The organism is Bacillus suaedaesalsae (genome assembly GCF_016890225.1).
Classification (GTDB): Bacteria; Bacillota; Bacilli; order Bacillales; family SA4; genus Bacillus_BS; species Bacillus_BS suaedaesalsae.
This window is the reverse complement of sequence record NZ_JAFELM010000007.1, coordinates 1-23,287: the sequence shown is the minus strand read 5'-3', so window position 1 is coordinate 23,287 and position 23,287 is coordinate 1. Positions and strand designations below refer to the sequence as shown.

Annotated in this window: 25 protein-coding genes, 1 rRNA gene and 1 riboswitch; of the genes, 5 read left to right on the top strand and 21 right to left on the bottom strand. The window is 39.0% G+C overall.

The window, feature by feature from the left end:
- Positions 1-111: 111 nt before the first annotated feature.
- The 3 genes from JR050_RS00940 to JR050_RS00930 all read right to left on the bottom strand — a co-directional run bounded on the left by JR050_RS00940 (position 112) and on the right by JR050_RS00930 (position 3,294).
- The gene (locus JR050_RS00940; RefSeq protein WP_204201640.1) at positions 112-414 is read right to left on the bottom strand and encodes a YerC/YecD family TrpR-related protein; all 303 of its coding nucleotides are present in this window, start codon (positions 412-414) and stop codon (positions 112-114) included.
- 19 nt (positions 415-433) lie between these two features.
- Positions 434-1,474: a DUF3048 domain-containing protein gene (locus tag JR050_RS00935; RefSeq protein ID WP_204201639.1), complete on the bottom strand. Its 1,041-nt coding sequence runs from the start codon at positions 1,472-1,474 to the stop codon at positions 434-436.
- Between the two features lie 77 nt (positions 1,475-1,551).
- On the bottom strand, positions 1,552-3,294 hold the full coding sequence (locus JR050_RS00930; RefSeq protein WP_204201638.1) for an adenine deaminase C-terminal domain-containing protein: 1,743 nt from the start codon (positions 3,292-3,294) through the stop codon (positions 1,552-1,554).
- A 100-nt stretch (positions 3,295-3,394) separates the two neighbouring features.
- Here JR050_RS00930 and JR050_RS00925 point away from each other — a divergent pair, with 100 nt between their 5' ends.
- Positions 3,395-3,643: a YgaP family membrane protein gene (locus JR050_RS00925; RefSeq protein ID WP_204201637.1), complete on the top strand. Its 249-nt coding sequence runs from the start codon at positions 3,395-3,397 to the stop codon at positions 3,641-3,643.
- 58 nt (positions 3,644-3,701) lie between these two features.
- Positions 3,702-3,806 (top strand): EYxxD motif small membrane protein, encoded by a 105-nt coding sequence (locus tag JR050_RS20635; protein ID WP_346726686.1) that lies wholly within the window; start codon positions 3,702-3,704, stop codon positions 3,804-3,806.
- Here JR050_RS20635 and purD read toward each other — a convergent pair.
- The 14 genes from purD to JR050_RS00855 all read right to left on the bottom strand — a co-directional run bounded on the left by purD (position 3,784) and on the right by JR050_RS00855 (position 17,510).
- Positions 3,784-5,049 (bottom strand): phosphoribosylamine--glycine ligase, encoded by a 1,266-nt coding sequence (gene purD, locus JR050_RS00920; RefSeq protein WP_204201636.1) that lies wholly within the window; start codon positions 5,047-5,049, stop codon positions 3,784-3,786. The genes JR050_RS20635 and purD overlap by 23 nt on opposite strands.
- 11 nt (positions 5,050-5,060) lie before the next feature.
- On the bottom strand, positions 5,061-6,599 hold the full coding sequence (purH, locus tag JR050_RS00915; protein ID WP_204201635.1) for a bifunctional phosphoribosylaminoimidazolecarboxamide formyltransferase/IMP cyclohydrolase: 1,539 nt from the start codon (positions 6,597-6,599) through the stop codon (positions 5,061-5,063).
- Entirely contained in the window at positions 6,596-7,174 is a 579-nt protein-coding gene (purN, locus tag JR050_RS00910; protein WP_204201634.1) for a phosphoribosylglycinamide formyltransferase, read from the bottom strand. Before purN ends, purH begins: the two co-directional genes overlap by 4 nt.
- Positions 7,171-8,211, bottom strand: a complete 1,041-nt coding sequence (gene purM, locus JR050_RS00905) for a phosphoribosylformylglycinamidine cyclo-ligase (RefSeq protein ID WP_204201633.1) — start codon at positions 8,209-8,211, stop codon at positions 7,171-7,173. The genes purN and purM overlap by 4 nt, the downstream gene beginning before the upstream one ends.
- A gap of 105 nt (positions 8,212-8,316) precedes the next feature.
- A complete protein-coding gene (gene purF, locus JR050_RS00900; protein WP_204201632.1) occupies positions 8,317-9,729 on the bottom strand; it encodes an amidophosphoribosyltransferase in 1,413 nt (470 codons plus the stop codon).
- Positions 9,714-11,933, bottom strand: coding sequence for a phosphoribosylformylglycinamidine synthase subunit PurL (gene purL, locus JR050_RS00895; RefSeq protein ID WP_204201631.1), 2,220 nt, complete (start codon positions 11,931-11,933; stop codon positions 9,714-9,716). The genes purF and purL overlap by 16 nt, the downstream gene beginning before the upstream one ends.
- On the bottom strand, positions 11,917-12,600 hold the full coding sequence (gene purQ, locus JR050_RS00890) for a phosphoribosylformylglycinamidine synthase subunit PurQ (RefSeq protein WP_204201630.1): 684 nt from the start codon (positions 12,598-12,600) through the stop codon (positions 11,917-11,919). Before purQ ends, purL begins: the two co-directional genes overlap by 17 nt.
- Positions 12,597-12,851 carry a phosphoribosylformylglycinamidine synthase subunit PurS gene (gene purS / locus JR050_RS00885; protein ID WP_149220675.1) on the bottom strand — a complete coding sequence of 85 codons (255 nt, stop codon included), beginning with the start codon at positions 12,849-12,851 and terminating at the stop codon, positions 12,597-12,599. The genes purQ and purS overlap by 4 nt, the downstream gene beginning before the upstream one ends.
- Positions 12,839-13,561 (bottom strand): phosphoribosylaminoimidazolesuccinocarboxamide synthase, encoded by a 723-nt coding sequence (purC, locus tag JR050_RS00880; protein ID WP_204201629.1) that lies wholly within the window; start codon positions 13,559-13,561, stop codon positions 12,839-12,841. The genes purS and purC overlap by 13 nt, the downstream gene beginning before the upstream one ends.
- A 10-nt stretch (positions 13,562-13,571) precedes the next feature.
- A complete protein-coding gene (gene purB / locus JR050_RS00875) occupies positions 13,572-14,864 on the bottom strand; it encodes an adenylosuccinate lyase (protein WP_204201628.1) in 1,293 nt (430 codons plus the stop codon).
- The gene (gene purK, locus JR050_RS00870) at positions 14,861-16,012 is read right to left on the bottom strand and encodes a 5-(carboxyamino)imidazole ribonucleotide synthase (protein WP_204201627.1); all 1,152 of its coding nucleotides are present in this window, start codon (positions 16,010-16,012) and stop codon (positions 14,861-14,863) included. Before purK ends, purB begins: the two co-directional genes overlap by 4 nt.
- Positions 15,996-16,484: a 5-(carboxyamino)imidazole ribonucleotide mutase gene (gene purE / locus JR050_RS00865; protein WP_204201626.1), complete on the bottom strand. Its 489-nt coding sequence runs from the start codon at positions 16,482-16,484 to the stop codon at positions 15,996-15,998. The genes purK and purE overlap by 17 nt, the downstream gene beginning before the upstream one ends.
- Positions 16,485-16,572: 88 nt before the next feature.
- A riboswitch (purine riboswitch) is annotated at positions 16,573-16,674 on the bottom strand.
- An 82-nt stretch (positions 16,675-16,756) separates the two neighbouring features.
- Positions 16,757-16,972: an NETI motif-containing protein gene (locus JR050_RS00860; protein WP_204201625.1), complete on the bottom strand. Its 216-nt coding sequence runs from the start codon at positions 16,970-16,972 to the stop codon at positions 16,757-16,759.
- The gene (locus JR050_RS00855) at positions 16,962-17,510 is read right to left on the bottom strand and encodes a DUF2179 domain-containing protein (RefSeq protein WP_204201624.1); all 549 of its coding nucleotides are present in this window, start codon (positions 17,508-17,510) and stop codon (positions 16,962-16,964) included. The genes JR050_RS00860 and JR050_RS00855 overlap by 11 nt, the downstream gene beginning before the upstream one ends.
- 106 nt (positions 17,511-17,616) lie before the next feature.
- Between JR050_RS00855 and JR050_RS00850 the strand changes: the two genes are divergently transcribed.
- Positions 17,617-18,051 carry an Hsp20/alpha crystallin family protein gene (locus JR050_RS00850; RefSeq protein ID WP_204201623.1) on the top strand — a complete coding sequence of 145 codons (435 nt, stop codon included), beginning with the start codon at positions 17,617-17,619 and terminating at the stop codon, positions 18,049-18,051.
- A gap of 147 nt (positions 18,052-18,198) precedes the next feature.
- Positions 18,199-18,750: a hypothetical protein gene (locus JR050_RS00845; protein ID WP_204201622.1), complete on the top strand. Its 552-nt coding sequence runs from the start codon at positions 18,199-18,201 to the stop codon at positions 18,748-18,750.
- A gap of 25 nt (positions 18,751-18,775) precedes the next feature.
- Here JR050_RS00845 and JR050_RS00840 read toward each other — a convergent pair whose 3' ends face one another.
- The 3 genes from JR050_RS00840 to JR050_RS00830 form a co-directional block, all read right to left on the bottom strand.
- Positions 18,776-19,537: a hypothetical protein gene (locus JR050_RS00840; protein WP_346726685.1), complete on the bottom strand. Its 762-nt coding sequence runs from the start codon at positions 19,535-19,537 to the stop codon at positions 18,776-18,778.
- A 73-nt stretch (positions 19,538-19,610) separates the two neighbouring features.
- Positions 19,611-20,387, bottom strand: coding sequence for a YibE/F family protein (locus JR050_RS00835; protein ID WP_204201620.1), 777 nt, complete (start codon positions 20,385-20,387; stop codon positions 19,611-19,613).
- On the bottom strand, positions 20,384-21,523 hold the full coding sequence (locus JR050_RS00830) for a YibE/F family protein (RefSeq protein WP_430392838.1): 1,140 nt from the start codon (positions 21,521-21,523) through the stop codon (positions 20,384-20,386). Before JR050_RS00830 ends, JR050_RS00835 begins: the two co-directional genes overlap by 4 nt.
- A gap of 337 nt (positions 21,524-21,860) precedes the next feature.
- On the opposite strand from JR050_RS00830, the gene JR050_RS00825 reads away from it, so the two are divergent.
- The gene (locus tag JR050_RS00825) at positions 21,861-22,874 is read left to right on the top strand and encodes a DUF3231 family protein (RefSeq protein WP_204201619.1); all 1,014 of its coding nucleotides are present in this window, start codon (positions 21,861-21,863) and stop codon (positions 22,872-22,874) included.
- A 321-nt stretch (positions 22,875-23,195) separates the two neighbouring features.
- On the opposite strand, the gene rrf is transcribed toward JR050_RS00825, so the two are convergent.
- A 5S ribosomal RNA gene (gene rrf, locus JR050_RS00820) occupies positions 23,196-23,287 on the bottom strand; the annotation flags it as partial.

Here is a 23,287-nt window from a genome sequence, read left to right as displayed (position 1 = left end):
ATTTATATTTCGGCGAAATCACTATCCTCAGGCTAAACAAACTACTATTTCAACATTTCAAGACTTTGAACCGTACAAAAAAACCAGCGAATATCCCGCTGGTTTCTGCACTTATTTATTCTCTTGCGTTTGTAAGCGATCAAGCGCCATTTGATAGGCATCGTTTCCGTAGTTTAAGCAGCGTTTTACTCTGGAGATTGTCGCTGTGCTTGCACCTGTTTCGGATTCGATTTTGTGGTAGGTTAAGCCATCACGTAGCATTCTGGCAACTTCTAAACGCTGAGCTAAAGATTGAATTTCGTTCACTGTACATAAATCATCAAAGAAACGATAACACTCTTCAATATCATTTAAAGACAAAATTGCTTCAAATAATTGATCTAGCTCTTTTCCACGTAATTTATCTATTTGCATATAAGTTCTCCTCAATCCTCTAATTTGTAGTTGGTTGTGATACTTTAGATAACGTCGGAACGATATTAATCCATGTTCTACCTGGTACCAGCTTCACTGCTTCTCCATTTACATATGGAAGAATGCGTCCATCATCATTTTTCCATTCTACTTCTTTCATTTTCCCCTTTTGAAGTAAGTATGCTTTTCCACCGGATGTTAAATCAATATCATTTCTTCCAGCATCATCAATTACTTTATGAGTTGTTTCTACGATAAATAGGTTATCAATCGAAACCGGCTCTTTCGTATCAAGGTCCTCTGTAATCACGCCCATACTATAACGATAATATGTTTGTTCTACTTCATCATACATGTACTCTGCCGTTGCATAATTCTTACTAGAATACGCAATTTTAATAGATTTCCCATCTTTACCTTCAATACCTGCTAACTCATCTTCTGTTAAAAACGGAAGTGGATTCACATCATGAGTAGTTGCAATATCATTCATTTCTGCACCCTTCACTATATTGTCATATGTGATATACGAGTTGTGAGGCGCTTTTCTGAAATCTGCACGTTCAAATAGTGTGCCGTCATATTCCATTCCGTTAATATTATCTACTACTTTTGCATCTAACATCTCTTTTGCATCAGGGCTAAATCCGTGAGCGATATAAAACGCATCATACCCTTTACTTAGTGTAATATAGTAGTCACGTGAACTTCTAACAGGTCCGATTTTTTTTGGAACTTGACTTTGGAAAATGGCTAGAAAACGTGTTACGTCGCCTTCGGCTAACACTTCATACACAATATCAGATTTGTGTAAGCCTGATTGTGGACGTGCCTTTGGGTGATTGTTCACCATAACAGCCACTGTTCGTCTATTAATATCTTCGTTTGTCTCAATCCCTGTCAGTGGATAGTTCGCCTCAAACGTTTCCTCTTCTACCGTCTCTTCCACTACTTCATCTTCTTCTGGCTCTGATACTGCCGGCTCAGCGACATCCTTCGAGCAACCGACAATAAGAGTAAGTAGTGCAATTAGTAGAGTATATAAGAGACTTCGCTTCATCGTTACACAACCTTTGCTTCAAAATTTTCTTCTATACGGTTTAGTTTTACAAAAATGTCTATAAATACTCTTATAGTTTAACGCATTATTGCGGGAAAGAGTACAGTTTTATTCATCACATCATAGATTCCTACTGGTGTAATGCGAATATACGGCAGGTGTGTGGATGATAGAAACAATAGCGTATACACTGGATCGATATAAGGATACCCTTTCTCTATCATGATTTCTTTGTATTTCTTTTCTTTTACGATCAGCTCTTCAAGTGGTAGTTTTGACATTCTACCTCCTAGAGGAAGGGACAATTCAAAGATAATTTCACCATTGTGGGCAAGAACAATGCCTCCGCCTATTTCCTTCATACGGTTAAACGCCAGAATCATGTCTTTCTTCCGTTTTCCAATGACAATATAATCCCCTGTATTGGAATATGAGCTTGCAAGTCCGTGAAGTTTCGTTGCGAACCCTTTTAACATCGTGTTAATACGCCATTTTCCATCTTTATCTAGTAGCAATAAAAAGTTTTCATCATGCTCTTCTGAAAGCTCTTCTACTGAAGGATCTACATTTACCGAATATGGCTTCATAATAACCGCATTTTCCATTTTCATACCGAGTGCCATGGAGAATTGCAGATCATCATTTGTTAATTCCCAGTCAACCTTTAATGGATCCATTCCGCTATTTGCCCATGAGAAAGGTGCGTTTTCATACATTGCTTTGCCGTCACGCTTCAGCCATTTACCCTTTGCTAAAACGCTGACAGGTGTTGGATGTTCTTTCGATGTAAGGAAATTAATATTCGCAATTCTACCAGTAGCAATTTGACCTAAAATACCATCAAGACGGAAGTGCTTTGCGGCGTTATAAGATCCCATATGATAGGCGTCAATGATTGGTATTCCACTCTCGATTGCCATTTTAATCATCACATCAATAAAACCTTGCTCATGGAAGGATGGCGTCGAACCATCTGTTGTAAATAGAAGCGAATCATAACTTTGAAGGCTTAGCTCCTTTAGTTCATCCAATAACAGTGGTAAATCCGGTCGAATGGACGAATATCTTAAAGCCACCGTGTATCCATGTAATAATCGGTAGTATATATCTTTTCCCGAAAGTGATTCATGATCTGAATCAGCGCCTAGAAGCTTCAATTTTACTAACGTCTTTTCAGATGCCCCAGGAAAGTGTCCCTCAATGAGTTTGTTCTTACGCTTCGCCTCCTGAATGAAGTGAAGCATCATATCATCACCTGCAAGTAACTTCGGCCATCCCGTTAACTCTCCACCTTGGATCACATCGTCTCGTTCAAGCCAGGCATTAATATTTTTTATTGAAAAGAGCTCCTCTTCATTTGTCATTTGTGATTGAGAGTCAAAACGACTCCACCAAAACAAACTTTGAGGTAAATCTTTCATATCATCCATTAAAGAAAACGCTTTCTTTTTTGGTAACTGTAAAAACAAGACAAGGTTATCGTTCACTAATGTAGTTGTGCCATATTGGGATGCATATTGAGCTAATGAGTGGGGATTATATAACTGAAATGGATGTGCATGTGGTTCAATATAACCTGGTACAAGGAACAAATTAGTACAGTCAATTTGTTCACTGTTTTCATCCTTTGCTGGTAATTGTTCGCCTATATATACAATCCGGTCCTCTTGAATCCAGATGTTCGCAGTAATCCATTGTTTAAAGCCAGAATGCAAAAAAGTGGCATTTTTCAATACCATCTGGGGTGAACGCTTTCCATCTATGATGTCTACAGCTTTACGTAATTGCAGACTTCTCCAGCGGTATTTTGACTCAACCATTCACGTTCCTCCGTTCATCATTCTTTTACTTATCCTATCATAATTAGTAGGGTAACGCATTAAAGATTTTAGAAAATTTGTGAAAACTGAGGTGACGATTATGAAACCGAATATCGGGATTATAAATGCATTAATTCGAATAACATGTGGGTTTACTTTACTTGCGATTGCAACGGCAAAGCTATCGAGACGTAATCCTCAAGAAAGCTATCTTCTTGTCGCAATTCTTGCTGCAATGAAGATTGGAGAAGGTATCGTTCGATTCTGCCCTCTGACGTATTTATATAATGAATACAAAGAGGATGACGAACAAAGAAAAGAACACGATACAGCAATTAATCCTACTTAAGTAAAAATAAAACATCCCCCTTGCTTCATGAGGGGGACGAGTTTAAGGAGCTGGTTACATGTTTTGGGAATATGTTCTTGATATGTCATTCGTACTTGCTGCTGCCATTGGTGGCATTATCGCAATCGCGTTCGCTTATATTAAACGGAAGCGTGTACGATAGCCTTTGACGCTATGTCTTTTCGATAAAATAGCTGCTCTACTTCAATATGCTTTAATTCTTCATAGACAACTTCTTGTGCTCGTTGAATCGTTTCACCAGATGAGGCTAACAACAATACACGCCCTCCATTTGTTACGAGTTTTTCATTAAGAATGGACGTACCCGCATGGAAAACTTGAGCTTTTTGTATCTTGTATAACCCTTCTATTACATGACCTTTTTCGTAACGATCTGGGTATCCTTTAGATGCTACGACTACTCCTACAACTGCTTGTTCCGACCATACTAGTGCCGGTTCTTTTCCAGCTATTATATCAATCATTACTTTTACTAGATCACTTTCTAATCTAGAGAGCACAACCTGTGTTTCCGGATCACCAAATCTGGCATTGAATTCAATGACCTTAGGACCAGTAGAAGTGAGCATTAACCCGGCATATAAAATTCCACTAAACGGTGTTCCATCTGCCAGCATTCCTTCTACCGTAGGATAAAGTATGGTTGTGATCGCTTCTTGAACAACTGCGTCTGATATTTGAGGTACCGGAGAGTAAGCTCCCATTCCACCAGTGTTTGGACCCTTATCTCCGTCAAAAGCACGCTTATGATCCTGTGCAATGACCATTGGGTATACTTTCTCTTCGTTAACAAACGCCATTAACGAAAACTCTTCACCTTCTAAATACTCTTCTATCAAAATTTGTCTGCTTGCATTTCCAAATGCACCGTCTACCATCATCGCTTCAATCGCATCTAATGCTTCTTTGAGGGTCATAGCCACTACAACACCTTTTCCAGCAGCTAAGCCATCAGCTTTTATCACAATGGGAGCACCAACTTCTTCAATATACGCACGTGCTGCTTCATAGCTAGAAAACGTCTCATAAGTTGCCGTTGGTATGCTATATTTCTTCATAAGATCCTTCGCAAATCCTTTACTGCCTTCAATCATTGCTGCAGCCTTTGTAGGACCGAAAATAGGAAGATTTTCTGCTTGGAACTCATCAACGATTCCATCCACTAACGGGCCTTCTGGGCCAACGATTGTTAATTGGATGTTATTTTCTTTTGCAAAGCAAATTAAGGATGTATGGTCATTTTCATCGATTGAAACGAGTGTTGCAACCTCTGCCATCCCTGGGTTACCAGGTGCTACAAATACTTGTTTCACTAGAGGGCTTAGCGAAGCCTTCCATGCTAATGTATGTTCACGTCCTCCACGACCAATAACGAGCACATTCATATGATTCCCTCCTAGTGTTTAAAATGACGAATTGCTGTGAATACCATCGTAATGCCGTATTCATCTGCTTTTTTGATTGAATCTTCATCACGAATGGAACCACCTGGCTGGATGATGGCTGTTACACCTGCTTTTGCAGCTGCCTCTACTGTGTCATCCATTGGGAAAAAAGCGTCAGAACCCAATGCTGAACTCGCTGCTTTTTCTCCTGCCTGTTTGATCGCAATGTTAGCTGATCCGACGCGATTCATTTGACCTGCACCAATTCCGATTGTCATGCCATCCTTTGCTAATACAATTGCATTTGACTTTACATGTTTTACAACTTGCCAAGCTAACTTTAAATCTTCCCACTCTTTTTCTGTAGGTTCACGCTTTGTTGGGATTGTGATAACTGCATCATCAAATGTTAAGTAATCACTTTCTTGAACTAGCAGACCACCACTAACTGTCGTTAATCTCTTTTCGTTTGTTTGACGATTTTCGATCTCAACTTGAAGCAGACGCAGGTTTTTCTTTGAAGTAAGAATCGTTAGCGCCTCTTCTGTGAATGCTGGTGCAATAATAATTTCAAGGAAGATCTCCTTTAGCTTTATGGCCGTTTCCTCATCGATTTCACGATTAGCTGCAACGATCCCGCCAAAGATGGAGACAGGATCTGCTTCGTACGCTTTGTCAAAAGCAGTTTGAATCGTTTCACCTACTCCTACTCCACAAGGATTCATATGTTTCACAGCCACAACAGCTGGTTCATTGAATTCTTTTACGATCGAAAGGGCTGCATCTGCATCGTTAATATTGTTATAGGAAAGCTCTTTTCCATGTAATTGCTGGGCTGTTGCAATTGTACCTGTCTCAACTAGTGGCTTTTGATAGAATGCTGCTTTTTGATGTGGATTTTCTCCATAACGTAAATCCTGCCTTTTTTCATATGTAACCGTTAATGACTCTGGCTTTTCTTCTCCCACTTGCTGGGTTAAATAGTCTGCAATAAGTGCATCATAAGCCGCAGTGTGACGGAACACTTTTGCTGCAAGGCGTTGTTTTGTTTCATATGAGATAGAATTACGTGTTTCAAGTTCTGTTAAAACTGTTTCATAGTCTGCCGGGTCTACGACAACTGTTACGAACTTGTGGTTTTTCGCTGCTGATCTCAGCATGGACGGACCGCCGATATCAATGTTTTCAATTGCTTCTTCATATGATACGTCTGCTTTTTGAATCGTTTGTTTGAATGGATATAAGTTCACAACTACTAAGTCGATAGGCTTGATATGATGTTGAGTCATCGTTTGAACATGCTCTTCATTGTCACGAAGTCCTAATAAACCGCCGTGAATCATCGGGTGAAGGGTCTTGACACGACCGTCCATCATTTCTGGAAAGTTCGTTACTTCTGAAATACCGATAACCTTGATTCCGTTTTCCTCGAGTAGTTTGTGAGTTCCACCTGTTGAAATAATTTCTACACCGCGTTCTGCTAGTTTTTGTACGAATGGAACGAGTTCTTCCTTGTTCGATACACTGATTAATGCACGTTTAATTGTCACGAATGATGCCCCCTTGTTACTAATGCTTGAATCGTTTTTGGATATAATACATGCTCAATCCGTTGAATCTTTGCTTGCAAGCTTTCATATGTTTCATGTTCGTCAATTCGGATTGATTCTTGATCAATAATTGGACCTGTGTCCATTCCTTCATCGACAAAGTGAACCGTTACGCCTGTAATTTTTACTTTTGCTTGGAACGCTTGCTGGATTGCATCTTTCCCTGGAAATGCGGGTAGCAACGAAGGATGGATGTTTACGATGTTTCCTTCGTATGCATGAAGTAGAGTTTCTCCAATTAAGCGCATATAGCCAGCTAATATAATCCAATCTACTTGTAGTTCTTTTAATTGTGTTAATATTGCTTCTTCGTATTCCTTTTTGGAAGGGAACTCTTTTGGCGTGAGAACGATGGCTGGAATACCTTCTGCTTTTGCACGTTCAATTACTTTTGCCTCTTTTTTATCACAAAATAGTACTTTGATCGTTGCTTGTAGTTCGCCTTTTTTCGTTGCGTTAACAATGGATTGAAAGTTCGTTCCTGAACCTGATGCAAACACAGCAAGGGAAATCATGTTAATGCTCCTCCTCCGAATGTGACACCAGTTCCACTTTTCACTCGTCCAATGATATAGGCTTTTTCACCTTGAGATTCTAATTCCTTGATGATGTTCACTAGATCTTCTTCAGCTACAGCTAGGACCATGCCGATTCCCATATTGAAAATGTTGAACATTTCTTCTTGTTTTAACGTGCTTTCGCGCCCGAGAACGTTGAATATGTTTGGAATTGGCCATGAACCGTGATCGACTTCTGCTCCGCAGCCTTTTGGAAGCATTCTAGGAATATTCTCGATAAAGCCACCACCTGTAATATGTGCCATACCTTTTATGTTGTAGGTTTTAAGTACATGCAGAATTGGTTTTACATAGATTTTTGTTGGCTTGAGAAGTTCTTCTCCTAACGTGCTGTCTAGTCCTTCTATTTGGTCAGTTAGAGCGTGGCCAGCTTTTTCAAGAAGGATTTTACGGACAAGGGAGAATCCGTTACTATGAAGACCGTTAGAAGCTAGTCCGATTAGGCAATCTCCAGGTTTGATTGTTTCGCCTGTTATGATTTTGGATTTTTCAACCGCACCGACAGCAAATCCAGCTAAGTCGTACTCATCTTCGTCATACATTCCTGGCATTTCAGCTGTTTCTCCGCCTACAAGCGCACATCCTGCTTGAACACAGCCTTCTGAAATTCCGTTTACGATGTCTTCAATTTTCTCTGGCTTTGCCTTTCCGCACGCGATGTAATCAAGGAAGAACAACGGCTCTGCACCTTGTACGACAATATCATTCACGCACATCGCGACAGCATCAATACCAATCGTGTCGTGCTGATCCATCATAAATGCCAGCATCAGCTTCGTGCCAACTCCATCCGTTCCAGAAACAAGCACAGGCTCCTTCAAGTTTAGACTGGAGAGATCGAACATCCCACCAAAGCCACCAATACTACTAAGGACACCATTACGCTTTGTCCGTTCGACATGCTTCTTCATTCTCGAAACCGCTTCATAACCCGCTTCAATATCAACGCCTGCATCCTTATACGAAATCGACATCGTCCTAACTCCCCCTCGTCACCTTCAAGACTTTAGTACTTTAAAGGAATGGGGGACAGGCCCCCATTCCTTTAAAGCGTTAAATTATTTTCGTTTATTTTGTGCTTAACATTTTAAGTATGGGTGCACGGTGTCTGGGTAGATTTCGGTTGGGTATTTTCCCGTAAAGCACGCCATACATTGTCCTTTATTTTCATCTGAATCTGGGCGACCTATTGCGCTTAGCATTCCTTCGTTGCTTAAAAACGACAGGGAGTCTGCCCCAATGATTTCTCTAATTTCCTCTACTGTCTTATCTGAAGCAATTAGCTCCTCACTTGTTGATGTATCGATACCGTAATAGCATGGATTTTTAATGGGTGGTGAACTGATTCGTACGTGCACTTCGCTCGCTCCCGCATCTCGAAGCATGTTCACAATGCGGCGGCTCGTCGTTCCACGCACGATGGAATCATCCACCATGACTACACGCTTTCCTTCTACAATCGCGCGTACTGGCGAAAGTTTCATCTTCACACCTTGCTCACGTAATGATTGAGAAGGTTGGATGAACGTTCTTCCAACATATCGATTTTTAATCAATCCAATTTCATAAGGAATGCTCATTGCTTCAGCATATCCAATTGCTGCTGAAATACTAGAATCTGGTACCCCTATGACAACATCTGCTTCAGATGGCGCTTCTAGTGCTAGCCATCTACCTAAATTCTTACGGGCACTGTGAACATTAATTTTATCAACGTTACTATCAGGTCTAGCGAAATAAACATATTCCATACTACAAATCGCGCGAGCCTGAACGCCGGCATACCGCTCTGTACGAATACCTTCATCTGAAATAATAATGAGCTCACCAGGCTCTACTTCTCTTTCAAATTTCGCCCCAACCACATCAAATGCACAAGTCTCAGAAGCTACTACAAAGGCATCTCCTAATCTACCAAGTGAAAGTGGCCGCATCCCTAGTGGATCTAGGGCAATCATCATTTCATTTTCTGTCATGATGAGAAAAGCAAATGCCCCCTTTACCATAGATAAAGCATTCTTCACACGCTCATTCAACGGTAAATTTCCACCTCGTTTAATTAAGTGAGCTAATACCTCCGTATCGGACGTTGTTTGAAAAATACTTCCTTGCCCTTCTAGTTGATGCTTTAACGCAGTCGCATTGACAAGATTTCCGTTATGAGCCAGTGCTAGACTGCCACTTTGCGAGTTAAATAGAAGTGGCTGTACATTTTCATACCCACCACCACCAGCAGTCGCATAGCGAACGTGACCGATTGCAGCTTTCCCGTAAAAATCCTTCATCTCTTCTTGCTTAAATACTTCCGTTACAAGTCCAAGACCTTTCACACCACGCATCACTTCACCATTGGTTGTTACAATTCCAGCACCCTCTTGTCCGCGGTGCTGCAAGCTATGCAATCCATAGTACGTAATTTGTGCAGCATCTGGATGTCCCCAAACTCCGAAAATTCCACACTCTTCATTCAAGCCTCTTATTTCAGCAAGCATGGAATTGCTCCCTTCCAAGCTTCTGTTAATCCTTCAACAGAAGTGGTGATGACAGGCTTCTCATTAACTCGAATCGTTAACATTGAATCGTTCGTAACATTCCCAACTAGGAATGCATCTGCAACTAATTGCTCGAACTTTTCCTTCTGTTCAGGCTTTACTGACACAACAAAACGTGATTGTGTTTCACTAAATAAAGCAACTGTAGCATCCTCACCTGTAAGATCAACATCCAATCCTAAACCTGTTCCAAACAGAGACTCTGCCAACGCCACTCCTAGCCCACCTTCTGATACATCATGCGCAGAAGCAACACTACCCGCACGAATTGCCCCAAGAAGTGCAGACTGACGCTCAGCTTCAACCTCTAAATCTAACTCTGGTGCTTTTCCAAAAATACGTCCATATGTTAACTTTTGAAGCTCACTTCCACCAAACTCTGGTTTTGTTTCTCCGATTACATACACTAAATCACCCGCTTGCTTAAAGCTTTGCGTTGTAATATGATCGATGTCCTCAATTAAGCCTACCATTCCAACTGTTGGTGTAGGATAGATTGCTGTCCCATTTGTTTCGTTATAAAGTGAAACGTTCCCGCTAATAACAGGTGCATTCAGCTTTTCACATGCTGCACTCATGCCATCAACTGCTTTTTCTAACTGCCAAAAAATTTCTGGTTTTTCCGGGTTACCAAAGTTCAAGCAGTCCGTAATCGCAATCGGTTCAGCACCTGAACAAACAACATTTCTTGCTGCTTCACTAACTGCAATTTTCCCGCCTACTTCTGGATCTAAATAAATGTAACGAGAATTACAGTCTGTCGTCATCGCTAACGCTTTTCTCGTACCGCGAATACGCACAACGGCAGCATCCGAACCAGGTGAAACAACCGTATTCGTACGAACCATATAATCATATTGGTTATAAACCCACTCTTTGCTTGCAATCGTTGGCTGAGATAAAAGTTTAACTAGCGTTTCTTGTACATCGTCCACTTCAGGAATATCATTTTCCATGGATTGAAACTCTCTATAATAAGCTGGTTCACTTGAAGGCTTATGATACACTGGTGCATCTTCTGCTAACGCATCAACTGGTACGTTGGCAACCACTTCACCTCGATGTACTAAACGTAGCATCTTATCATCTGTAACAATACCAACAGCCACTGCTTCTAAACCATACTTCACAACAATATCTTGAATTTCCTGTTCTCTACCTTTTTCCACAACGATTAGCATACGTTCTTGTGATTCAGACAACATCATTTCATAAGCAGTCATCCCTGTTTCACGCTGCGGTACTAAGTCTAAGTTCATTTCAATACCTGATCCTGCTTTACTTGCCATCTCTGCAGATGAGGATGTTAATCCTGCTGCACCCATGTCTTGAATTCCGACTAGTGCATCACATTTTACTAATTCTAAACATGCCTCAAGCAAAAGCTTCTCCATAAATGGATCTCCTACTTGAACAGCCGGACGCTTCTCCTCAGAGGCATCAGACAGTTCTTCAGAAGCAAACGTTGCACCGTGAATTCCATCACGACCCGTTTTCGCACCAACATACATCACCGTATTGCCGACACCTGAAGCTACACCTTTTTTAATGTCCTTATGATCAATTAAACCGACACACATCGCATTGACTAGAGGATTTCCATCATAAGAAGGGTCGAATTGAATCTCTCCACCAACCGTTGGAATCCCTACACAGTTTCCATAACCTGCAATTCCTGCTACAACATTTTCAAATAAATATTTCATTCTAGGAGATGTTAACTCCCCGAAACGAAGAGAGTTTAATAGCGCAACCGGACGAGCTCCCATTGAGAAAACGTCACGAATGATTCCACCAACTCCTGTTGCTGCTCCTTGATACGGCTCGATGGCAGACGGATGATTATGACTTTCCATCTTGAAAACAACGGCTTGTTCATCACCGATGTCTACAATTCCAGCCCCTTCTCCAGGACCTTGAAGTACGCGCTCTCCTTTTGTTGGGAACTTGCGAAGAACTGGCTTTGAGTTTTTATAGCTACAATGCTCTGACCACATAACCGAGAACAAGCCTAGCTCTGTATAGTTTGGCAAACGTCCTAAAGTTTTTTCAACTAAAGCAAACTCCTCGCTACTTAGACCCATTTCTTGATAGATTTTTTCATTTTTAATTTGCTCTGATGTTGGTTCAAGAAGTAACGACATGAGTTTCCCTCCATTGCTTTAAAATTGATTGAAATAATTTAAGCCCATCTGCACTGCCTAGTAAGGAATCTACAGCTCTCTCAGGGTGTGGCATCATCCCTAGTACATTTCCTTTTTCATTCACAATCCCGGCAATATTTTCTAAGCTTCCGTTAATATCTTCGTTGTAAGTGAATACGATTTGATTGTTCTCTTTCAAGGCAGCTAACGTTTGTTCGTCACAATAGTAATTTCCTTCACCATGTGCAACAGGAATGGATATCACCTCTCCCGCTTCATAACCAGCCGAAAACATCGTATTATTGTTTTCAACAACCAACTCAACATGCTTACATATAAACTTCAAATCTTTATTTCGGCGCATTGCACCTGGTAATAATCCCGCTTCTAGTAAAATTTGAAATCCATTACACACACCTAAGATTGGTTTACCAAGTTCAGCTGCCTTGATAACTTCACTCATGACATTCGAAAATCTCGCAATCGCTCCTGAACGTAAGTAATCGCCATACGAAAAACCACCTGGCAGTAAAATTCCGTCATACGAATCTAATGATTTTGTATCATGCCAAACATACTCAACCTCTTCACCTAGTTCATCCTTAATGGCGTGAAACATATCAACATCACAATTGGAACCTGGGAATACTACACATGCAAATTTCACTGAGGGACAACCTCCTCTAGCTCATAAGTAAAGTCTTCGATTACCGTATTCGCTAACAGGCGTTCACACATTTCTTTTACAAGCTCGTCAATCGGACGTTCACTCTTTTCAATCGTTAACTCTAGGAATTTGCCGATGCGCACATCTTGAACTTCTGTATACGATAAACTATGAAGTGATCCTTTTACTGCTGTTCCTTGTGGGTCTAACACACTTTCGCGTAATGTAACGAAAACCTTTACTTTGTACATGATGATCCCCCTAAGCGTTCTAATATTTGTTCGTATGCCTCTGTTAAGCTTCCTAATCCTCTTCTAAATACATCTTTATCAAGCTTCTCATTTGTTTCTTTATCCCATAAACGACACGTATCTGGGGAGATTTCATCAGCAAGTAGTACAGTGCCGTCTGTAGTAATTCCGAATTCTAACTTAAAGTCTATTAATCTCACATTCTTTTCATCAAAAAATGAAGTTAATACTGTGTTTATCTCCTGTGCCTTCTGCTTCATTTCATTTACCTGTAACATAGAAGCGAGGTGTAACAACTTAATATGATCTTCATTTATAAGAGGATCACCTAGCTCATCATTTTTGTAATAAAGTTCGATGATTGGAGAAGCTAGCGGAGACCCTTCCTCTAAGCCTAATCGCTTTGATAAGGAACCCGCTGCTACATTTCGAACAACGACTTCAAGTGGAATAATCGCAACTTTCTTCACAAGCTGCTCTATATCAGAAATCCGCTCCACTAAGTGCGTGTCAATTCCCTTTTCGTGAAGCATTTCAAATAGCAAGCAGGAAATCGTATTATTCAATCTCCCTTTCCCTGTAATCGTTGCCTTCTTTTCACCGTTAAAAGCTGTTGCAGAATCTTTATACTCAACCCAAACTATACCCTCATCATTTGTCGCATAAATTCGTTTTGCTTTTCCCTCATATAGCAAGCCCAGCTTCTCCATCCTTCTCCCCCTACAATCCTACTTGTTCAAAAATCGTATCTACCCCAGAAAGGTGGTAACTATAATCAAAGCAGTCATCAATTTGTGCAGGTGATAATCTTGATGTAATTTTCTCTTCTCCTAAAACAAGCTCTTTAAACGACATTTGCTTTTCCCAAGCCTCCATCGCCTTTGATTGCACTGTGTCATACGCTTCTTCTCTCGACATGCCAGCATCAATTAAAGCTAAAAGAACACGTTGTGAGTAAATTAAGCCAAAGGTGCGATCCATATTACGCTTCATGTTGTCTTCGAATACCGTTAAATTTTTCACGATGTTTCCGAAACGGTTAAGCATATAGTTCAGTAAAATCGTAGCATCCGGCAAAATAATACGTTCTGCAGATGAATGAGAAATATCACGTTCATGCCATAACGAAACATTTTCATATGCTGTTAACATATGACCACGGATGACACGAGCAAGACCTGTCATATTTTCAGAACCAATTGGATTACGCTTATGCGGCATTGCCGATGATCCCTTTTGACCCTTTGCAAAGAATTCTTCTACCTCACGCGTTTCACTCTTTTGCAATCCACGAACCTCTGTTGCAAACTTCTCAATCGACGTTGCAATTAAAGCAAGTGTGGAAATATAATGTGCATGACGGTCACGTTGCAAAGTTTGTGTTGAAATCGGTGCAGCTTTTAATCCAAGCTTTTCACACACATACTTCTCTACGAATGGGTTAATATTCGCATACGTTCCAACTGCACCAGACATTTTTCCAAATTCAATTCCTTCTGCTGCTGCTTCAAAACGTTCTAGATTTCGCTTCATCTCTTCATACCAAAGTGCCAACTTCAATCCAAATGTTGTTGGCTCAGCATGAACACCGTGCGTACGCCCCATCATCACTGTGTATTTATGCTCAAGTGCTTTATTTTTTAAAATCTCGATAAAGTTATGTAAATCTTTTCGCAGGATTTCATTTGCCTGCTTTAACAAATAAGATAGTGCTGTGTCCACAACGTCTGTTGACGTTAATCCATAATGCACCCATTTTTTCTCTTCGCCAAGAGTTTCTGACACCGCGCGAGTAAATGCAACAACGTCATGTCTCGTTTCTTCTTCAATTTCTAAAATACGATTCACGTTAAAAGATGCCTTTTGACGAATAAGTGCAACATCTTCCTTAGGAATGTCACCGAGTTCTGCCCAAGCCTCACACGCTAATATCTCTACTTCTAACCACGCATTATATTTATTTTCATCCGTCCAAATGGATCCCATTTCTTCTCTTGTGTAACGTTCAATCATGATTGTACCTCCATCTTGTATTCATTCCATATTGGTAGTGCGTTAATGGTTTCAATTATGTTTTCCACACTTTCACCTATAAAGGTAATGTGCCCCATTTTCCGTTTCCTCTTCGCTTCTTTCTTGCCGTAAAGATGAAGCTTCCCTGATTTTAATAGCTCGATATTATCTAACGTAATTCCGACATGCTCACCTAATACATTCACCATCACTACAGGGGTTAACAGCCTTGTTCCTCCGAGTGGAAGATTGCAAATTGCGCGAATGTGCTGTTCAAACTGAGACGACTCACACGCTTCAATTGAATAGTGACCAGAGTTGTGAGGTCGTGGTGCAAGCTCGTTCACGTAAATGTCCCCGTTCACTAAAAACATTTCAACTGCTAACGTCCCAACTAGGTTTAGTCCTTCTGCAATTTGTTTTGCCCTTAAAATTGCTTTTTCAGTTACTGTTTCATCCACTCTAGCTGGAACGATTGTTTGATGTAGAATATTTTCCACATGAATATTTTCAGCTAAAGGCAGAAACGATACATCCCCTCTAGGACTTCTTGAAACAATGACAGACAGCTCTTTTTCAAATGAAACAAATCCTTCTACAATACATTTGTCACTTAGCAACAAATCATAGGCTTTTTCGATATCTCGGTAGTTTCGAACAACTACTTGCCCTTTTCCGTCATACCCGCCTAAACATGTTTTCACAACACATGGCAAACCAATCTGAACAACAGCTTCTTCTAATTCCATCTCTGTTTTGACAATTTGGTAAGGTGCAACTGGCACTCCTAATCTAACAATCTCTCTTTTTTCTATTTCACGGTCTTGTGTAATTCTTAATAATTCTGAGCCTTGAGGTAAATAAGTATTCTCCTGTAGCCACACTAACGCTTCATGATCGATATTTTCAAATTCATATGTAATTACATCACTGACTGAAGCAAGCTTTCGAATAGCTTCCATATCATGATAATGCGCTTTTATCTCAACATCAGCTACTTGGCCGCATGGACTATCTGTGGCTGGATCGAGTACAGCAATACGATACCCCATTTCCTTTGCAGCGATCGCCATCATTCTCCCTAACTGACCTCCGCCAATAATTCCAATAACACTTCCCGGTAAAATTGTTTTATACAAGCTGATCACTCATTTCTAGGGCTATTTGTTTCATACGTTCACGTCTAGACTCTAATCTTCTTTCTACTTCTATATCTTCTATACTTAGAATTTGTGCTGCTAAAAGCCCTGCATTCGTTGCCCCTGCTTTTCCTATTGCTACTGTTGCGACAGGAATTCCACCTGGCATTTGCACGATAGAGTATAAGGAGTCTACTCCATTTAACGCTTTTGATTGAACGGGCACACCAATCACAGGCAACGTTGTTTTTGCTGCGACCATTCCAGGTAAATGAGCAGCCCCACCAGCACCTGCTACAACCACTTTTAACCCTCTATTTCTTGCTGATTCTGCATATACAAACATTTCATCTGGAGTTCGATGTGCTGAAACCACTCTTTTTTCATACGGAATATCTAGTTCATCTAAAATGTCACAAGTATGTTTCATCGTCTCCCAATCAGAACTGCTCCCCATTATGACACCAACAACTGGATTCAAATTAATTCCTCCTTTTTTACATAAAAATGCCCGTGCAGAAGTCTCCCCTATTAAGAGAAAGCAACTACACGGGCAATCAAAGACAGGAACACCCATCACTTTCCCTCATAGTCCAGTAGTTTACGGTTACTGGGTAGAAACTTATGGGCCATATTCCCAAGATTATATGAGGCAAACAACTATCACGTATCTTATATTTCATCTACTATTATGATATCAGTATATGGTAATGGGTGCAACAACAAATTCGAACGTTCAAAAAATATACTTAATTAATGTTCGGATTTTACTAACTTTCCTTCAAATACAATCCTTCGTCCACACGGTTCCACATCTTTTACTCCATTTACGACAACCTCTTGAAAGATTGGCTCTTCCATTCTTCGTACAGGCGTATAGCCCTCTATTTTCATACGTTCCAGACAAGCTTCTATCGTTTCATTTTCCTCTACTCGAAATTTCATTTTACCTGGCTTTTTAGTCGGCATTCTCTAATTTTCCTTTCCTGACATTTTTAATCCAGAACCCTCCGTGTATCGACTTCGGTTCATATGAAATAATAAATGCACCTGGATCTAAATCTTTTATCGTTTTATATAGCATTAACTCATATTTCCTGGGTGTAAGGATTTGAAGAGACATTCTGTTTCCTTCAAGACCATGAGCTTCCCATGATGTTACCCCATATCCTTTTTCGCGTAACATCTTAGGCAAATCCTGATCATATTCCTTCGTAATCACATTGACTGTAATATACCCTAAAGCAAGTTTTTCCTCAAGCTTCATTCCTACTAAAACACCAATACCATAACCTACTGCATACGCAATTAAATTTTCAATCTCGTTTAAGTTATCCAGTACTAACCCGAGACCCACTACATAAATGACAACCTCAATCATACTTAAAAATGCAGCTAAATACCGTTGTCCTTTCAACGTTAAAATCATTCGAATTGTAAAAAATGAAACGTACACAATGTTAATTAATAAAATAATGACAATCATACTAAAACCTGTTGATACCATCTAATGCCTCCTTTATTTACTTTACTTACGTTTAGGCACAACCATTTACTTGTTTCATACACTATTACATATGTGTGGAATTTTTTATAAATGGAGGCGTCACAACATGAATAACCCCTACTTAAAGGACTTTTCCAAAATGAAAGATCAATTCAAAGGGTTCTTTGGTGATGAATTTTGGGGAAATTTCGATCATCTTCTTCAAAATCAATATACCCAACATAACCTATATCAATCAGAAAATGAATTACTTTGCGTGATTAACATACCCGGTATTACAAACATCGAATCATTGGACGTGTTTGTTCATCAGAATAAAATAGAAGTAGAAGGTAAGATTAATCTTACCTACAAAGGTTTTAAACTTCTTCATGAGGGGATTAAGAACGGCCCTTTTAAACGGGAAATCGATCTGCCCTTTAATGTACGAAGTGATAAGGTGTTCGCTCACTATGAGCACGGTCTACTTATCATCCACCTACATCGCCAAATTCCTGACGATCATAAAAAAAGTAAAGTCTCTGTTAAAATTCACGAGTAAAAAGGCTTGCCTATCATCCTACTACCACCGGAGACCACCTGCTAAACTAATAACCGTAATTAACTACTATTATTTGTAATTTTCCTTTGCACATACGTAACTTCCTCTCCTTCTTTACGTCTAAAACTTTAAAGGGGGAAATTACGTATGAAGAAACCAACTATACTTGTGATGTTATTAACCTTTCTCTTATCACTTACACTCCTCTCTCCTAGTCAATCCTTTGCCTGTTCGTGCATGGCACCTGGATCAGTTGAAGAAGAATTTAGTAAAGTGAATGCAGTTTTTTCAGGTAAGGTAATTCGAATAGAAGAAAGCAGCCCATCATCTCCAGACGACTTTATGCCTGTAAAGGTAGTATTTGAAGTGAAGAATACGTGGAAAGGTACCCAGGATTCAGAAGTAGCGGTTTTTACTGGCACCGATTCAGCAAGTTGCGGGTATTCCTTTGTTCAAGGAAAAAACTATTTAGTCTATGCAACTGAATCAGAAGGAAAGCTTATAACATCTCTATGCTCAATCACAAAGCCTCTCGCAGCCGCAGATAAGGATTTATCCATATTAAAAGACGGTGAACAACCAACTAAAATCACGAAAATCCCGGAACAATCGAACTCAGGCATCACTTGGATCATACTAGCCTGTCTGTTAATCGCTGCCATAAGCTATTCCATAATGAGAGTTATGAAGAAAGAGTAACCTCTATGAAGTTACTCTTTTTATACTATTTATAATAAGGTGGAATCTCTCCATTACCACCATGTGCCGATAAACTATTACGCTCAACTTTGTACGAGAAGGACCATGAACCTTTTACATCACCTTTTTCCCAGCTTTCTGTAAAGGTTACAAGATATATCTCCTTATCAATCTCTTCTGCAGACGTTTCTCGCTTAACTTCGAATCCTTCGACATTGCCTTTCCATACCCCGATTTCCCTCGGGAAGTACTCAGTCTCCATATCTTCACCTGAAGTTGCAAAGGCAACAGCATCGTCAGCAGTAAAAGGAGGCATAGGTGGAGATAGCAATTGTAACGTTCCCCATGTAATAAAAATGGCCACGACTGGTACAATGATAAACCATACGATACCCTTATCTTTTAACATCCTTCGATATATCCATTTATCGATCACAGCATACAATATAGCTGCAATCATACCTAATATAGCAAAGGATACCTCTTGAAATAAAAGTCCATTCGCCAAACCAAATACACCGAGTATGATGACATACAACCAATCTTGCTTACGAAACCATTTACTCTGCAAGTATTCAATACCGATCGAGACGAGGTTTCCGTAAATAAGCATGATTACGCCTATGTATAGAAAATAGATGAACGTCCATCCAATGAATTGATTACCTTGATTGTATTCCACTTGCTGAATAGCACCTTCAGAACCATAACCTAAAATAGCTGAAAAGATTACAGCAGCTACGAATGTAGTAACAACCTTTCTCCAAATAAGGCTTCCTGTCCCCACATAATTCCTCCTCATGCAATATCTCTTCTACTATTAATACTATATTTCTAGCTTAGAAAAATGCAAAGTAAGCTTATAAAGTTTCCTCACTATTCTCTTTTCTCCTCATTAAGAAATAGGCAGTAATCCAAGCGGTAATCGGTATAACAGTAGTTACTCCAATCCCAGAACAAAGAATCGTAATCATTTCTGCACTGAAAATCTTTGAATTTATGACTTCTCCAATCGAATATGACAAGTCTTTAAACCAGATTAACAACGCTAAATAGCCACCAAAGAATGCAAAAAACAGCGTATTCGTACTTGTTCCTAATATATCTCTCCCAATACTTAATCCAGAGAGAAATAATTCTTTTCGACTAATATGCGGATTATGAAAATGAATCTCTCGCATAGGCGAAGATATCGCCATAGCCGTATCTGTAATGGCACCAATCGTACTCATAATTATTACCGCCGAAGCAATTTTCACGAAATCAAGACCAATATAAAAAGAAAACATTCCAAGCTCTTCAATTTCTTCTTCACCAAATCCCTGGATCATTGCAGTATCTGTGAGGTAGAGGATAAAAATGAGTAAGATAACAGTTGAGACAATTGTTGCTAAAAAGGCAGGTTTTGTTTTAATATTCACTTCGTTTATAAAAAATAAATTAATACAACTAATGAATAAACACGCAATAATCGTTAGTATAACTGGAGCAAGGTTCGGATCATTCATTAATATGACTGTAAAAATGACCACACCAAAGTTTAGGAATATAGCCACAAATGACCTTACTCCCTTTCCCCCTCCAATAAGTGTCATTAGCAGAAAGAGTATCACTGCGAGTATCACTAGTACGTTCATAGTTTTGCCCTCTTTCTATTGATAAAAAATATAGTTATATAAAGACCAATTGGTATCGTTAACACAATTCCTATTCCTCCTGCTAAAGCTCTCGCCATTTCTAGTGAAAGATTTATGGAAAGAGTATAACCAAATGGAGAAGCATTCTTAAAATAGAGAAGGAGGATCGGAATCGAACCACTGACATAGGCAAAAAACAAAATATTGGTCATCGTTCCCATAATATCTCTTCCAATTTCCATTCCAGACTTAATAAGTGCTTTTATCGATATATCATTATTTTTCTCATATAAACTAAAAAGGGAAGATGACATGGTAATCGCTACGTCCATTACTGCTCCCAATGAACCAATAAATAGCCCTGCCATAAATACCACACGATATGGCCTCGTAATAAATTGTAACTCCTCATATCGCAGTCCTTTTTCATCTGTGAGCACTAATACTATGTAAGTAATCAATAAGGATATAAACGTCCCAAGTAGGGTTGCGATAATAGCTGCAAATGTTTTCTCATTAAAGCCGTTTACCAGCAATAAGGATATAACAGTAAATAAAATAACACTAATACAGCAAATCCAAATAAGACTCTGATCTGAATTCTGGAGATAAATATCCAATGCATACGATAAAATGATGGCATTTACAATTAAACTAATGATGGATAACAGCCCCTGCCTTTTCCCTACCAGAAGTAAAACAAAAATAAATACCCACGCTATCATCATCAAGTACTTATCACGTTTGACATCCAAAATGGTCCCCGTTAGTTTTGCACCTTCGTCAATATCTTGATCAATTTTAATGAATAACTCATTTCCAACATGAAATTCATTGTCAAACGCTTTGGATCGTGAATATTCATTTTCCAGATAAATCTCCTTTCCCTTTTCTTTACCATTTTTCACTTCTGCCACAATAGACTGCATATAAAGTTGATCTTCATTTTCGTTAGAATCTGTTACTTTCGTTGTTTCTTCAATATTTGTTTTTATGACCTTAGCAATGGGACGTTCATATAAAAAATGATTATTATGAACAAAATAAATGGAACCCACAAAACTTATTAATAGTAGAAAGACAAGCATTCTATTTTTATAGCTCATCTTTTTATAAAGACTTTTAACAAACATCAAGATTAGTTCCTCCAGTAATTTAACACCATGATTATAATATTAGTATAGATGTTTTAGAGATAGATTTAAAATCATATAAGAGAAAATTGGAATCAATGGCTTACTATTTCTTAAAACCTATTATTAGAATGCTTATTGTTTGTAATAGATGAGATGCAGATATTGTATAAAATAAATATAGGAGTTTAGTTAATTATAAAAAAGAGTAACTGATGAACAAAGTAGTTCAGGAAGTAGCTATGCTCTACTTAGGGTAGGGGGCTTAATTTAACTAATACATATTATAGGTAATTATTGGGGAAGGTATTTTTTAGTATATCTTTTTTGGAGGTAACTTATGGAGGATAAAAGTCAGATTAGGTTAACAGCAGGCGAGATTGGTCAACTTTGGCTTCAATACTTAAATGATAGCTCAAGCGTATGTGTTCTTACATATTTTTTAGAAAAAACTGAGGATATTGAAATTAAGCCCATTATTGAATTCGCTTTAGAATTGTCAAAGTCACATATTCAAAAGATTACAGCTATACTAACAGAAGAAAAAAATGCAGTTCCATGTGGTTTTAATATTGAAGAGGATGTTGATTTAACTGCTCCTAGACTTTATTCCGACAGTTTTTTCCTTAATTTTATAAATCAAATGTCTAAGGTTGGACTTACAACATATGCTGGCAGTGTTGGAACATCTGTAAGAAGTGATATTAGATCCTATTACATGGAATGTCTAACAGAAACAATGCAATTATATAATAGATCAACCGAATTATTATTATCTAAAGGATTATTTATCAGGTCTCCGAGCCTGCCCAATTTAGAAAAGGTTGAATTTGTAAAAAAGCAATGGTTTATGTTAGATGTATTCGGAGAAAAAAGACCTTTAGTTGCGGCCGAAGTAGATAATTTATTTGCGAATTTGCAAAGAAATGCCTTGGGAGTAGCTACACTTACTGGATTTAGTCAGGTTGCTAAGGAAAAGGATGTAAAACAATTCTTATTAAAAGGTCTAGAAGTTGGGAATAAACATATTAGATTATTTAGAGGTAAGCTAGAAGAAAGTAAACTTCCTGCACCTATGGGTTGGGATTCAGAAATAACAAATAGTACAGCTCATACCTTTTCTGATAAGCTGATGATGTTCTTTACAAGTGGCTTGATTTCTTTGAGTGTTGGCTATTACGGTACATCTGTTAGTCAAAGTCCTCGAGGAGATCTTAGTGCAATGTATAACAGGCTATCTCTAGAAATTCAGATGTATGCAGAAGATGGAGCTAATATCATGATTAAAAACGGATGGCTCGAACAGCCTCCAATGGCATCCGATAGAGACGAATTAATAAGAGAAAAGAATTAATAGTAAATTAAAGTCCTTCTGCATTTAGCAGGAAGGACTTTTTATATCGTTTGACTCATTTTTATTAATTTTAATAAATTTGGGGGAAATATCACTTAATCTAAAGGAACATTAAATCAAGAAAAGCTTACTTATCAATACGTTGACAAACATCTTGAACCTTTTCCTTGTTGTTTGATGACGTCCTACTCTCCACTGGACATGTACAGGATGTGTTCACTTTTGGTAAATGTTAGAAGTTCTTCTTTCCTAAAAACAATTGCACACATTTCATGAACACAAAAAAAGGTTAGCTGATTAGCAGCTAACCTTTTTTTCTTTGCTTGGCGACGTCCTACTCTCACAGGGACAAAGTCCCAACTACCATCGGCGCTGAAGAGCTTAACTTCCGTGTTCGGAATGGGAACGGGTGT

Bases quoted from the DNA above. Each gene is read 5' to 3' on its own strand.
- JR050_RS00825 (WP_204201619.1), top strand. From the start codon at position 21,861: ATGGAGGATAAAAGTCAGATTAGGTTAACAGCAGGCGAGATTGGTCAA.
- JR050_RS00935 (WP_204201639.1), bottom strand. From the start codon at position 1,474: ATGAAGCGAAGTCTCTTATATACTCTACTAATTGCACTACTTACTCTT.
- purD (WP_204201636.1), bottom strand. From the start codon at position 5,049: ATGAATGTGCTCGTTATTGGTCGTGGAGGACGTGAACATACATTAGCA.
- purC (WP_204201629.1), bottom strand. From the start codon at position 13,561: ATGGAGAAGCTGGGCTTGCTATATGAGGGAAAAGCAAAACGAATTTAT.
- JR050_RS00860 (WP_204201625.1), bottom strand. From the start codon at position 16,972: ATGCCGACTAAAAAGCCAGGTAAAATGAAATTTCGAGTAGAGGAAAAT.
- JR050_RS00850 (WP_204201623.1), top strand. From the start codon at position 17,617: ATGAATAACCCCTACTTAAAGGACTTTTCCAAAATGAAAGATCAATTC.
- purN (WP_204201634.1), bottom strand. From the start codon at position 7,174: ATGATTTCCCTTGCTGTGTTTGCATCAGGTTCAGGAACGAACTTTCAA.
- JR050_RS00835 (WP_204201620.1), bottom strand. From the start codon at position 20,387: ATGAACGTACTAGTGATACTCGCAGTGATACTCTTTCTGCTAATGACA.
- purL (WP_204201631.1), bottom strand. From the start codon at position 11,933: ATGTCGTTACTTCTTGAACCAACATCAGAGCAAATTAAAAATGAAAAA.
- purB (WP_204201628.1), bottom strand. From the start codon at position 14,864: ATGATTGAACGTTACACAAGAGAAGAAATGGGATCCATTTGGACGGAT.
- JR050_RS00925 (WP_204201637.1), top strand. From the start codon at position 3,395: ATGAAACCGAATATCGGGATTATAAATGCATTAATTCGAATAACATGT.
- purF (WP_204201632.1), bottom strand. From the start codon at position 9,729: ATGCTTGCTGAAATAAGAGGCTTGAATGAAGAGTGTGGAATTTTCGGA.
- JR050_RS00845 (WP_204201622.1), top strand. From the start codon at position 18,199: ATGAAGAAACCAACTATACTTGTGATGTTATTAACCTTTCTCTTATCA.
- purM (WP_204201633.1), bottom strand. From the start codon at position 8,211: ATGTCGATTTCGTATAAGGATGCAGGCGTTGATATTGAAGCGGGTTAT.
- JR050_RS20635 (WP_346726686.1), top strand. From the start codon at position 3,702: ATGTTTTGGGAATATGTTCTTGATATGTCATTCGTACTTGCTGCTGCC.
- JR050_RS00940 (WP_204201640.1), bottom strand. From the start codon at position 414: ATGCAAATAGATAAATTACGTGGAAAAGAGCTAGATCAATTATTTGAA.
- purS (WP_149220675.1), bottom strand. From the start codon at position 12,851: ATGTACAAAGTAAAGGTTTTCGTTACATTACGCGAAAGTGTGTTAGAC.
- JR050_RS00930 (WP_204201638.1), bottom strand. From the start codon at position 3,294: ATGGTTGAGTCAAAATACCGCTGGAGAAGTCTGCAATTACGTAAAGCT.
- JR050_RS00855 (WP_204201624.1), bottom strand. From the start codon at position 17,510: ATGGTATCAACAGGTTTTAGTATGATTGTCATTATTTTATTAATTAAC.